The following is a 12,795-nucleotide window of genomic DNA, read 5'->3' as shown; positions in this document are numbered from 1 at the left end:
AAAATTGAAAATTGTGGTGTAAACGGAAAGCCGGATTCCACAGGGGAGGGGAACAAGATGGAGAGAGAAAAAGGAAGCGCTGCACACGAGGAAACACCGGCGTTGTTGACGGGGACGCCTCGTCTGCTGATCCGCCGGTTCGGCAGCGAGGAGTGGGGGCTGCTGCTAACATATCTGCAGGAAGAAGGTGTCGCCGACGATTTTCCGGAAGGCGTCTACACGGAGCAGCGGCTGCGCAGCATGACGGCGAACCCGGAGCTCTATGCCCTTATACTGCATGAGAACGGTGAAGTGATCGGCCATGTCTTCTTCCGATCCGGTCTCCAGCCGGGATCGGCCGAGTTCGAGTTGGGAATACGGGAGTCCAGCCGCAGCTACGGTTACGCCGACGAAGCGGCACAGGCGCTGCTTCGCTATGCATTCGGCAGACTCGATCTACATCGGGTGACGGTGTCCTGTCCACCGGAGAATCTGGCTTTACGTGCAACGTTGGAAAAGCTGGGCATGCGCATGGAAGCTTTCTTCCGACAGAATCTGCCGACAATTGACGGCGATTGGAGAGACGAGTGCATCTATGCGATGCTTGAAGAAGAGTGGCTGGTTCGGGAGCAGCTCATTGAACGGAGAGAGCGTGCCGGAAGCGGGCATGAAGGTGGTGGATATGAGGTGGCTGCGCAAGAGGAAGGGTTCGCTGATACGATCTCTTCCGGATTGCAGGAAGAGCCGCAGGACACGACAATAACTGCCGAGGAGGCAGCGGCCTTTCTGCTCGACATGCAGGCCGATCATAGCAGAGCCCAAACTTTGGCAGGCGATGGAGAGTCGGGAGATCTGGCTGTCGAGACTAAAAAAATTGACGAACCTGACGAGGAAACGCTCCATAGGCTGGAGTCAGATTTGTACGAAGAGGACAGCGATGCGGAGTATTCGCTGCAGGATCATCTTTCTCCGGAAGAAATCGCGGCTTTGAACGAAGAGATGCCGGAGCCATATATGGAACCTGGTGAACTTGATGAACCCGGTATTCCGCAGGTTACGCTTGCAATAGGCGAAGAGGGCAGTCTAGCGCCTTTCGCACCTATTATTCCGGCTCCGGCTATGCCGCCAGCGCAGTCCGGTCCGGTTGTGATTGCCGGTACGGTAGTCGGTGTTCAGCGCTCATCTGCGACGGAACCGGATCCGCTCGGCGGTCTGATTGAGCAGCGGATCGACGGCGTGCCGTTCCTGCTGCGGGAGCCTCATGATCTGAACTGGCTGGCTCCGTTCGGTCGAGTATTTCGCGTCTGGGATCGGCAGGATTCCGGGAATTTGTCTTTTGGCCTCGAGATCGAAGACCAAAAAGTCTTCATCAAGTATGCCGGCGCCGCAACGGCGGATTACGAAGGCCATCCTGCAGAAGCAATCCGGCTGCTGCAGGGAGCGGCACAGGTGTACGAAGCGCTGCGTCATCCTGTACTCGTACAGATGCTCGATCACTTTGATACGCCGGACGGTTATGCGATTCTGTTCGGATGGGCGGAAGGAGAGCTTCTCCGCCCAAGCGCCGACTTGCCGCCGGAACATCCCGATTCGGCGATCTATCGCTTCCGCAAACTGCCTGTAGAGGATCGGGTTGCGGCAATGGAAGATATTCTTGATTTCCATGCTCATGCGGAAGCGCTTGGTTACGCAGCGATCGACTTTTACGACGGCAGCCTGATTTACGACTTTGACGCCGGCAAAATCACAATCTGCGATATTGACCTGTATCGACCGAAGCCGTATACGAACGAGAGAGGCCGAATGTGGGGATCATCGCGCTTCATGTCGCCTGAGGAGTATAAACTTGGTGCGCCGATCGATTCGCGGACCAATGTATACAATATGGGCGCCATGGCGTTCTGTCTGCTTGGCGGCGAGCTGGACCGTTCGCGCGAGCTTTGGGATGCCGGGGATGAGTTATACCGGATTGCTCTTCTGGCCGCTTCTCCGGATCGGGAAGAGCGCTGGGAATCGGTCGCTCAGATGCTAGAAGCTTGGAGGCAGGCTCTATAACCGTCAGCAAGAGACTTGAATTTAACCAGAATACGAAAAAAGATCCGGCTTTTCGCATCAATGCGAAAAGCCGGATCTTTTTCGGTTCGCAAACTTCGGTAAGCCTGTCATACAGGTCATAACGGTTGTTCTTCTGGCAGCCGTTTCTTCCCTTTCCCGGCTGTACGTGTTTCGCTTGTTGAAACGAGGTTAGTCGGCGTGTTCCACGGCATGGTGGGCCTGCATCTCATCCGCGACCTGGCCGATTGTCGTGGTTCGCAGATGTTCGTCCATCTTGCGTTCGGATTCGCGCATGACCGCTTCGATCAGACAGCCCGGACCATTGGAGTCGCAGCCTTTGAACAGCGGGGTATTGCCCTCGACAGCTTGAATAATATCTAGGAACGAAATTTCGTATTTGTTGCGCCGCAGGCAGTAGCCGCCCTGCGCGCCGGAGTAAGAGTCGACCAGCCCTGCTTTGGCAAGCTTGGTCAAAATCTTGGACAGGTAAGTGGGGGAGACACGCTGTTTCACGGCAAGATCCTGAACACCGATCTTGAGTCCCGCCGGGCGTGCTGCAAGATCAAGCATGGTATGCAGCGCGTAATTCGTACCTTTGGAATAGTTCATCGTTTATCATCCTCAGTTATGGATTGGAATGCCGGCTTTGCGGCTTCGGTTTGGCACAACGTTCCTGCAGAATCGCTCTTTTTCTATTGTCGCAATCCTTGGATTCCCCGTCAATCTTCTTCACCGTGCAAAACTGTTCAAAATGTTGGACTAGGTAATCAAAGTACGTAGTGATATAATCTTGGCAAACTAAAAACGGGAGGCGATTTTATGACGATTCAATATCTTAACAGTCTCGAATCTATTCAGGCGGATTCGTTTGCCGACGGCTTTTTTGATGGTTGGTCAAATCACCCGAGTCCGGAAACTTTTCTTCGGATTTTGCAGGGCTCAGCTTACGTTGTGCTTGCACAGGATGAAGAGACGGGGAAGATCATTGGATTTGTGAATGCGCTGTCTGACGGCGTCTTGAGCGCATACATTCCGCTGCTAGAAGTTGTTCCTTCGTATAAAGGACGAGGCATTGGACGGGAACTCGCACAGCGGATGCTGGAGCAGCTGGGGAATTATTACATGGTTGATTTGATGTGCGATCCGGAGCTGGAAAGTTTCTATGCCCGCCAAGGCATGCGTCCTTCGAATGGTATGATGCGGCGCAATTATAAGAATCAAAAAGGTATTTCGTGAAAACTGCGAAAATTGAAACGACGAATCGGCAGGAACTGTACGGGAAAGAGATTCACTTGACCGTGCTGTTCGCATATTCCGCTGAACATATTAAAAGGGCTCTCCATCCGGAGAGCCTTTTTTCTTGTGCTTCTTTTTTGAATCCATCATCAATCATGTACATACCGTCCGCCGCGACCTGCATAGAGTCCGGTCAGCAGATACGCCGCAGTAATGCCGAACATGACATAATAAGGGATTTCCCAGCCGCCGGTAGCATCATGAAGTGCGCCGAAGAGCAGCGGTCCGCAGCCGGCCAGCAGATAACCGACAGACTGGGCCATACCCGAGATGTCGGCTGCTTCGGAGGCATTCTTCGTTCGAAGCGAAAAGAACATCATGATCAGACTGAACGAGAAGCCGCCTCCAAGGCTGAAGAATACGATGGCCAGTACGATAATGATCAGCGAACCGCCGGCAAATAGGAATCCGAAGATACCGAGTACGTAGCTGATAGAGGTCATAACGATCAAAGATCGCTGATCTCGCATTCGTGCCGCGAGAATTGGAGCGATAAAATTGACCGGAATCATCAGCATCTGAAACAGCGACAGCATATAACCGGCGACTACGGGATCAAGATGCTGAGCCTGCATCATATTGGGCAGCCAGGCGACCATGATGTAATAGATCGATGACTGCATGCCCATATTGACTGTAATAAACCAGGCAAGCGGCGAACGCCAGATACTGCGCTTTGGTACATCGGGAGCATTGGCGCTGGCACCACGCGTATTGCGACGAAGCTGAGGCAGCCAGACGATCAGGCCGATCGCGGACAGGATTGTCCAGATCAGCAGCGCACCGCGCCAGCCGATGCCGGTACCGGAGATCGGTACGCTGACTGCGGCAGCTGCGGAAGCGAAAATACCCATCATGATCGAATACAAGCCGGTCATGACGCCGATTTTCTGCGGGAATTCGCGTTTGATAATGCTGGGAAGCAATACGTTGAATACGGCGACAGCCAGACCGATCAGGAATGTGCCGGCCATCAGCGGGACAATGCCACCGAAAGGGCGGAACAGGCTGCCGACAACGATCAATACGAGCGAAATGAAGATCATTCGTTCCGCACCGTAAGTTCTGGCCCATTTGGATACAAATGGCGACAGCAGGGCGAAAGCCAGCAGCGGCAGTGTTGTCAGGAAGCCGGCTGTCGTATTCGACAGCGACAAAGCTTCCCGAATCGTATCAATGATGGGACTGAGTGAAGTGATATGAGTACGCAGGTTGGCCGCTACGAGCAGGATGCCGGCGAGCAGCATGTAATAGACGGCATTTGAGGCATCTTCCGTACGTGGAAGATCGGTTCTTTTCATAATAAAAATACGCTCCGTTCCTACCGTCCGTTCGGACGGCTTTGAATAAATTTTGGATAATCGGACGGAGCGAATTTAGACATCTGTCCAATTGTCGTCCGGCCGCTCATGCGGTGCTTTGAAATGCGCGATGTAATCGTCGACGGAACGGATAGCACGCTCCGCATCGCGATCCCGAATCGCGGCGATCAACGTCGGATGCCCAATCTCATAGCGGGTGCCGGAAATACTGCGGTTAGCGAGAATCGATACTTGCAGCTTTTCGAACAAGCTTTCATAAAGATCGGCCAATAGGCGATTGCGGGATGCGGCAACAACGGTGCGATGGAGGTTCCAGTCGGCATCCTTGAATGCTTCATGATCTTCGCTGCCGCTCATCGCCTGGCGGCATGCTGCTGCGTACCTTTCCATCTGTGTCAGATCGTCGTCCGTGCGCCGTTCACAGGCAAGTGCTGCCGCTTCACGGTCCAATGCGTGCTGAACTTCCAGCGCTTCCAGGATGGAAGAGCGGCTGATTCTCTTATGCAGAATAGCACTCAATTCGCTGCTCGCCGTCACGAATGTTCCGTCGCCTTGGCGTGTCTCCAGCAGACCGACCTGCACTAGTCCGCGAATAGCTTCGCGCAGCGTATTACGGCTGACGCCGAGTTGTTCCATCAAATCGGCTTCACGCGGTATCCGGCTGCCGATCTCCCATTCGCCGCCGGTAATCAGTGCCTCGATTTGAGCATACACTCGTCCGGACAACGTCTGTTTTTCTAATTTTTCAAACATGGATACTCCTTCATTTTAAAGGTAGGATGATTGGTTCTTTTGCTCGAATCAGTATAAGAGGTATGTAGAAAGTTGTAAAGGGGCGTAAAAAAGAAGAAGGACATTCCGTGTTCGTATCGGCAGACTCTAGACCCGAACAAGCGAACGGGCAAATAGACAAATAGGCAAACGGGCAAACAGCCCTTTTCGCATGAAGGAAAAGGGCTGGCCAGCGAAGCATGCTTGGTTTGGAGTCTTTTTGGATAAAATGAGAGATTGGCTTTGGGCTTAATTGATCTTCAGCAGGCGAGCTCCTGGTGAGAAATTGCCGACTTTTTCGCTGACGTCGTCAAGTGCACTGAATTTAAGCAGGCTCAGCTGTTGTTCGGGCAGTGTAATGTCCCGGTATCTTTCATCGGGCAGGACGACAATGGCGGATTCCGTTAATCGCAGATTGCCAAGAAAGTAATTGCCGCCGTAGTCGAGATTCTCCCGACTGTCATTCAGCGGGAAAGCGGATGCTTTTGCTTCGTTTTCAAACCCGGTAAACAGCAGTCCCGCTGCATTCGCCGGCCGGATCGGAAGTTCTGTCAACGGTTCGCGCTTGTTCGAATTTGCAGGATCTTTGCGCAGAATCAATCGGTGTTCCGTGAAGGCTCGGGCAGTCGTCTCACTGACGATCAATGTTTTCTCGTCCCATTTGACCGGATAATTGATACGTTTGTTGGCTTTGGCATTTGCTTGTTTGACTTGGGCCTCAATGTCTTCTCCGCTGCCGGTCAGCATAATTGCATTGGCTCGCTGATTGAGTACCGGAACGACTACAAAAAAGTAAGCGGCGGGAATAACGACGAATGCGAATAAACCGGATAGGACCACGATTGTCATCTTTTTCATGAAAAATCTCTCCTCTGTATGGGCCTGTGACGCCTCTGAATATCCTTATTGTACGAGGAGAGAAGGTTGGGCTCTATGGATCTGTCTTAATGGAATCTTACATTATTTTTAAGGTAGGCTGAATGCGAAAAATGGGATACCAAAAAGGAAGCCTTCTGGAGAAGGCTTCCTTTTTGGGGCTGTCGCTTACGGTGCGCATAAGCTTCGGCCATAGTATGAAAAGTTCAATCCGGATCAGATTCTACTTCGCGCTGCGTTTGCCCATCGATTGCAGCTGTGACATCAATTTTGTGCGGGAGTTCTTGTTTCTGAGCAGATAAGCAGCTCCGAGCCCGACTGCAGCGGTCATCAAAGAAGATCTTTTCATGATTAATTCCTCCTCGAATTCTAAGTTGTGAATGTTGATGTCGTGCTATGCTTGAGATTTACCCGCTTGCGACAAGCTGAAACCTTTTATGTTCAAAAAGGGAGTGGTAAGGTATAATCGAAACTCTTGACGGATTTTTCGGTTCATCTACTATCCAAGCGGTTCGGAGACGATATTTATGATTATGGACAAACAAATGGAAAAAGTGAAAAAACAGTCGATTTTCGCAGCCTGGATCAGCTTGATCAGCAACGTACTGCTTACCATTTTGAAGATTACGGTCGGCGTGCTGTTTAACAGTCAAGTACTGATCGCGGACGGAATTCACAATGCGGGCGATGTGATTGCTTCGGCAGCGGCGCTCGGCTCTATGCGTATCTCGAGCCTTCCGCCGGACGAAGATCATCCTTACGGGCACGGCAAAGCGGAAGTGATCGGGGCAAGCGTCGTGGCGACCATCCTACTGCTGGCGGCTCTGTATATCGGTTATCATTCGTTGACGGCGCTGTTCGCCCCGATTCCGGAAGCACATGTTATTGCTCTGATTGCGGCGGCACTGTCGCTGATCTGGAAGTTCGTGCTGTACGTTTATACAATCCGGATCGGCCGCCGTGCAAACAGCAAGGGGCTGATTGCGACCGCGCAGGACCATCTGGCCGACGTCTATGCATCCGGCGCGGCGGTAATCGGTATCGGACTCGGCCTGATTGGCGAAATGATCGGTATGCCGGTTCTGGCTTACGGAGACCCGGTAGCGGGAATCATCGTAGCGATGCTGGTGCTCAAGCTGGCTTGGGACATGGCGCGCGAATCGATCGATATCTTGATGGAAAAAGCGATCGGGTCGCAGGAACTGGAGGCGCTTGAGCAGATTGTTCGCAGCGTCGAAGAAGTCAAACGGATCGACCGAATTCGGGCACGCGAACATGGACAGTACATCATCATTGATCTGCGTGTGGGAGTCGACGGACAGATGACGATTCAGCAGGGGCACGACGTTATTCGCAAGATCAAGAAATCGATTCTGTCTTCCCATCCGAACGTAAGCGAAGTGATGATTCACTTGAATCCATGGTATCCGGGCGCTGACGCTGCAGACAAAGATGAAGAACCGGTAAGTATCGGCGGTTCCGGCGGAACAATGCTGGAGGATTGACAACCTATTATGGATGGGCAGAGAAGATAGACGGTAAAAGAAAGAAAAAGGCATGCGATGAGCATATACAGCGCATGAAAAGGGTTGGAAAAAGCTGCACGGTTTCTCGTTTGAGAAACCGTGCAGCTTTTTTTGGAGATCATGATATTAAGCGCTTTGGATCATGATTTTAAGCTTGATATGGAAAAAATGCTCGGCTGATTCGTGCAGCGGCGTATGTTCTTGATCGAAGTCAGCCGCTGCGGGGAGGGGATAAGGAACCGGATCGATTCTCATCATACGAAGCCGGTGTCGTGACCTCCGTCGTGTCTTCTACCCTGACTTTTATTGCGTCTTCAGTCGCTGCTTCTATCATGTCTTCTTTCGCAGCTTCTTTTTTGTCAGCCCGCCTTCCGGACAAAGCTGCACCGATAACGCCGGTCATAATCGCTGCTGCACCCAGCAGCGCGGCAGGCCGGAGCGGCTCGTGAAGGAACAAGGCACCGGCCGAAAGCGCGACGACAGCGGACAAACTTCCAAATACGCTCATACGGGAAGCTTCGATTCGGGACAAAGCGTAATTTGATAGGTAGGAAGTCGCCAGCGACGACAGCACACCGAGATACAGAACGGCAAGCAGGAATGACGGCGAGTGCAGCGGAGTCAGCAGTTCCGGCAGGGTGCCCCGTGCGGCATGGCGGATCAACGCGAGCAGACTGAAGCAGAAGAAGCCCAGCATATTCATGAAGTAAGTCAGTTCCTTGGGACTGTAAGTACGGCTCAGCCGGCGTGCCAGCACATTATAGCCGGCCTGTGAGAACGCCGAGCACAAGATGAGCAGGATACCTGCGAGACTGGCGGCGAAGACGGCACCTTCACGCCCTGCGAACAGGCAGGCCACGCCGGCCACAGACAGCAGTGTAAAGAGCTTCTGCGGCGTTCCCGTTCGTTCTCCAAGCAGAAGGGCGGCCAAGATCAGGGTGAATACCGGGACTGCTCCCTGAATCATGCCGGCTTCGGCCGAGGAGGCGTAGAGCAGACCAAAAGTCTGAAAGCTGAAAAATGCAAGAGGATAGAGAACAGTGAGCGGCAGTATCCGGACAGCTCCGGACCGGATTTTTTGGATGCCGCTGCGTCCTGGAAACGCGAATAGGGAAGCGGCGGCAAAAGCGAACAGAAAACGGTAAGCCAGAATATCGAGCGGATCGGCGCTCTGCAGCGCGATTTTGACAAACAGAAAAGAGAATCCGATAATAAGCGCGTTTAATAAAGCGGCCATATAGGCTCCATTAGTCGAACGGGTACGCACAAGCATTCCACCTTCGTGATCTGTAATGAGCGACGCGGCCGCAGCTGCCTCTTTATTCTAAAGGGGCATGTATAGTGTTACAATATCTATAATTGTGATCTGTACCGGTACAGATGAGCGAGGAGGCGTACGAATGTACAAGTACATGGGACTGCTGAATGAATTGGAGCGCATGATTGCGAGGTCGTTCAAGGAAGGGGACCGAATTCCTTCAATCCGGATCTTGTCGGAACGTTATGCCTGCAGCAAAAGCACCGTGATCCGTGCGCTCTCCGAGCTGGAACGAATGCATCTGATTTATGCTTCGGCAAAGAGCGGCTATTATGTGCTTGGACGTAAGGAGCAGGAGGAGCAGCCTCGACAAATGATCGACTTCGTTCATTCAGCCCCGGATCCCGATATTTTTCCGTATCTGGATTTTCAGCACTGTCTGAACAAGGCGATCGACACTTACCGGAACGATCTGTTCATCTATGGAACGCCGCAGGGCCTGCCGACGCTGATCAAGGAAATGCAGCGTCACTTGGCCGGCTATCAGGTGTTTGCGGAAACCGAGCGAATTTTTATTACTTCCGGTGTGCAGCAGGCGCTGACGCTGCTCGCTGCCATGCCTTTTCCGGATGGCAAGCGTACGATCCTGATCGAGCAGCCAAGCTATCCGCTGTTCAAGGCTTATCTGGAAGCGCATGGTATCCCGGCGATGGGTATCCGGCGCGATGCGAACGGAATCGATCTGAACGAGCTGGAACATCTGTTTCGAAGCGGAGCGATCAAATTTTTCTACACCATTCCCCGTTACCATAATCCGCTGGGCGGCTCGTTTACCCGGAAACAGAAGGAAGCCATAGCGGAACTTGCGATTCGATACGGTGTGTATGTAGTGGAAGACGATTATATGGCGGATCTCGAACAGGACGCCAAAGCCGATCCTCTGTATGCTTACGATAGAGAAGAGCGGACGATTTATTTAAAAAGTTACTCGAAAATTCTGTTCCCAGGTCTTCGGGTCGGTGCCGCCGTACTGCCTCGCGAGCTGGCTGACTCATTCAGGCGCTATAAGCAGCTGCTTGATATCGACAGCTCGATGCTGTCTCAGGCTGCGCTGGAGCTGTATTTGAAGAGCGGCATGTTCGATCGGCATCGGGACAAAATACGCGGCTGCTATTTGCGGCGCTCAAACCTGCTGAGCGAAGCGATCCGTGAGGCTAGTGCAGCTCACCCCGGCGTCTTCAGCGGACCGCTGCCTTCGCCCGGCGGTATCCTGACGCATCTGCTGCCGCAGGTCCCGGCTGTGCTGCCGCGCGTAATCAGGCGGCTGCACAGCCGCTCTGTACGCGTAGAAAGTGCCAACAGCCATTACTTGACCGGATTTCAGGCGAAAGCAATGATTAAGCTGAACGTCTCTGGCGTGCGCGAAGAAGATATTCCCGGCGGTGTCGCGGCCGTTGCCGAAGAAATTGCGCGGGAGTCTGCCGGCCGTTTGCCTTAACAATAAGCAATCTACTCTACTTGAAAAGGAGCAAATGCTGAATGGAGCTTTTTATCAGTATCCTGGTCATGCTTGCGATCATCGGACTCTCAAACGTGATCAACCGATTTCTGCCTTTTATCCCCGTACCATTAGTTCAGATCGGTCTCGGCGTCATGGCCCAAATTCTCCCGCCGCATCTTCATGTGCCGCTGGAACCGGAGCTGTTCCTGGTCTTGTTTATCGCTCCGCTGCTGTTCAATGACGGACGGATGACGCCCCGTCAAGAACTGTGGAATCTGCGAGCGCCGATTCTGCTGCTGGCGCTTGGACTCGTGTTCGTTACCGTTATTATGTTCGGCTATTTGATCCACTGGGTCATTCCGTCCATTCCGCTGGCTGCTGCCTTTGCATTGGCGGCTATCCTGTCGCCGACAGACGCGGTTGCCGTCGGCTCGCTGGCCGGGCGGATCAAGCTGCCGAAAGATATTATGCGTCTATTGGAAGGCGAAGCGCTCGTCAATGATGCATCCGGCTTGGTTGCGTTCAAATTCGCGGTTGCGGCCGCGGTTACGGGAACTTTTTCAATTTATCAAGCTTCGCTCAGCTTTGTGCTCATCGCGGTCGGCGGCCTGCTGGTCGGTGCTGCACTTGCCTTCGTCATTATCCGGATTCGGGTCTTCCTGCGCCGATTCGGAATGGAAGACGAGACGCTGCACGTGCTGATCCAGCTGGTGACTCCGTTTGTACTGTATCTGGTCGCCGAGCATCTTGGCTTGTCAGGCATTCTGGCAGCCGTATCGGGCGGGGTTGTACACGCAATCGAGCGTGATCGTGCCGAATCGGTACGAGTTAAGCTGCAGGTAGTGTCCAGCAGTACCTGGTCGGTCTTTCTGTACGTATTGAACGGTCTTGTCTTTGTTCTGCTCGGTCTGCAGCTGCCGGAAGTACTAGGCGCTATTTTCGCAGATCCAGCTGTCAGCAGCTGGGGCGCGCTTTGGCATGTGACCTGGATCTCCGTCGGGCTGATCGTACTGCGCTTTGTCTGGATCTATGTCTATTGGCTGTCGACCAATCACGGCAGCGGAGCAGGACGGACAGGCATTCCATTGTTCAAAGCTGCAGTGCAGACTGCGCTGTCCGGTGTCCGCGGAGCCGTTACACTGGCCGGTGCTTTCTCGATTCCGCTGATGCTTGCCGGCGGAACAGCGTTTCCTGAACGCAATCTAATCCTGTTCCTAGCCGCAGGGGTTATCCTGTTCACACTGCTGGCCGGCAGCATCCTGCTGCCAATGATCTCCGGCAATGAACAGGCAGAATCACCAAAAAGTGAGCAGCCGCTCAAACGCCGGATTTTGAGTGCGATCGCTCAGCGCCTTGGGCAGGAGGACTTGGACGAAGGCCGTTCTGTTGCAGCTTCGGAAATTCAGGATTTTACGAAGTATTTGCAGCGGATGGAGGAGGCGACCAATGCCTATGCCGCCGATCCCGAAGCGCCCCGCCGCGAAGCGGATCTCATGTACGCGGGTATCCGTGCACAGCGCCGCGAATTGAGCAAGATGGTACAGAACGGCGAGGTCGATCAAGAAGAAGCAACGCCGCTGTTCGAGCATCTGAGCCGGATCGAGGAAAATATTCCGGGCCGCCTGGAAGCGAGAGTCGCTACGCCAGCTGCGGATATCGGCCGATTCGCCGCCGCACTGTTCGCTCGCAACCGTCGCGGCGAGCTGAAGAACAAGCAGGCATTCTGCTCACTGCAGACTGCGAAGACCCGCATGGCCCAATCCGCCATCGAAGCGATCGAGAAGCGGACAAGCGATGAAAACCGGGCGGAAGCCAAGCGGTTGATCGACGGTTACAATCAATTGATCGGTCGCTTGGGCAAAGCAAGCTTCGGCCTGCCGGATGAGGAGACCGAAGAGGAACGGGAAGAGCGTGAGCACCGGATGCAGGAGCGTCTCGCCGCCATTCAGGAACAGCGCGACCATGTGCAGCGGCTGTTTGAAAAGGGCGAGATCTCCCGTGACCTCGCCGGCCGCCTGCGGCAGTTTATCCGGTATCTGGAGACGGATGTGCCGGAGGAAGAGAATTTTGGGCATTGAGTTAAAGGGAAAGACAAAAAGGAAGATACAACAAGAAGACACAACAGGAAAGACAAAAAAACGTACCGCCCTTTATGGACGGTACGTTCGGTGAGCCGGATGCCCGGTGAATGCCCCTTACCTTCACGCATAC

The 12,795-nt window shown here is 53.4% G+C and carries 11 protein-coding genes; 5 read left to right on the top strand and 6 right to left on the bottom strand.

All coding sequences use genetic code 11. The annotated features are described in order from the left end of the window. Nucleotides 1-57: 57 nt before the first annotated feature. The gene (locus F456_RS23975) at nt 58-2,034 is read left to right on the top strand and encodes a GNAT family N-acetyltransferase (RefSeq protein WP_018976669.1); all 1,977 of its coding nucleotides are present in this window, start codon (nt 58-60) and stop codon (nt 2,032-2,034) included. A gap of 189 nt (nt 2,035-2,223) precedes the next feature. On the opposite strand, the gene F456_RS0108895 is transcribed toward F456_RS23975, so the two are convergent. Further along, nucleotides 2,224-2,643: an RrF2 family transcriptional regulator gene (locus F456_RS0108895; protein ID WP_018976668.1), complete on the bottom strand. Its 420-nt coding sequence runs from the start codon at nt 2,641-2,643 to the stop codon at nt 2,224-2,226. A gap of 210 nt (nt 2,644-2,853) precedes the next feature. On the opposite strand from F456_RS0108895, the gene F456_RS0108890 reads away from it, so the two are divergent. Beyond that, a complete protein-coding gene (locus tag F456_RS0108890) occupies nt 2,854-3,270 on the top strand; it encodes a GNAT family N-acetyltransferase (RefSeq protein ID WP_018976667.1) in 417 nt (138 codons plus the stop codon). A gap of 149 nt (nt 3,271-3,419) precedes the next feature. Here the strand turns inward: F456_RS0108890 and F456_RS0108885 are convergent, their stop codons facing one another. The 4 genes from F456_RS0108885 to F456_RS24990 all read right to left on the bottom strand — a co-directional run bounded on the left by F456_RS0108885 (nt 3,420) and on the right by F456_RS24990 (nt 6,648). Continuing rightward, entirely contained in the window at nt 3,420-4,631 is a 1,212-nt protein-coding gene (locus F456_RS0108885) for a CynX/NimT family MFS transporter (protein ID WP_018976666.1), read from the bottom strand. Nucleotides 4,632-4,706: 75 nt separating this feature from the next. Then, on the bottom strand, nt 4,707-5,405 hold the full coding sequence (locus F456_RS22180) for a FadR/GntR family transcriptional regulator (protein ID WP_018976665.1): 699 nt from the start codon (nt 5,403-5,405) through the stop codon (nt 4,707-4,709). 267 nt (nt 5,406-5,672) lie between these two features. After that, nucleotides 5,673-6,281 (bottom strand): lipoprotein BA_5634 family protein, encoded by a 609-nt coding sequence (locus F456_RS0108875; protein ID WP_018976664.1) that lies wholly within the window; start codon nt 6,279-6,281, stop codon nt 5,673-5,675. Nucleotides 6,282-6,522: 241 nt separating this feature from the next. Beyond that, entirely contained in the window at nt 6,523-6,648 is a 126-nt protein-coding gene (locus F456_RS24990) for a hypothetical protein (RefSeq protein WP_018976663.1), read from the bottom strand. Between the two features lie 178 nt (nt 6,649-6,826). Here F456_RS24990 and F456_RS0108865 point away from each other — a divergent pair, with 178 nt between their 5' ends. Beyond that, a complete protein-coding gene (locus F456_RS0108865) occupies nt 6,827-7,804 on the top strand; it encodes a cation diffusion facilitator family transporter (protein WP_018976662.1) in 978 nt (325 codons plus the stop codon). 232 nt (nt 7,805-8,036) lie between these two features. Here the strand turns inward: F456_RS0108865 and F456_RS22175 are convergent, their stop codons facing one another. Further along, on the bottom strand, nt 8,037-9,098 hold the full coding sequence (locus F456_RS22175; protein WP_157060045.1) for a DMT family transporter: 1,062 nt from the start codon (nt 9,096-9,098) through the stop codon (nt 8,037-8,039). A 127-nt stretch (nt 9,099-9,225) separates the two neighbouring features. On the opposite strand from F456_RS22175, the gene F456_RS0108855 reads away from it, so the two are divergent. Then, nucleotides 9,226-10,581, top strand: a complete 1,356-nt coding sequence (locus F456_RS0108855) for an aminotransferase-like domain-containing protein (RefSeq protein WP_018976660.1) — start codon at nt 9,226-9,228, stop codon at nt 10,579-10,581. Nucleotides 10,582-10,622: 41 nt separating this feature from the next. Then, nucleotides 10,623-12,662: a Na+/H+ antiporter gene (locus F456_RS0108850; RefSeq protein ID WP_018976659.1), complete on the top strand. Its 2,040-nt coding sequence runs from the start codon at nt 10,623-10,625 to the stop codon at nt 12,660-12,662. Nucleotides 12,663-12,795 lie beyond the last annotated feature (133 nt).

The sequence above is a fragment of the Saccharibacillus kuerlensis DSM 22868 genome, from assembly GCF_000378145.1.
In the GTDB taxonomy this organism is placed as follows: Bacteria; Bacillota; Bacilli; order Paenibacillales; family Paenibacillaceae; genus Saccharibacillus; species Saccharibacillus kuerlensis.
This window is presented reverse-complemented; position numbering and strand designations above follow the sequence as displayed.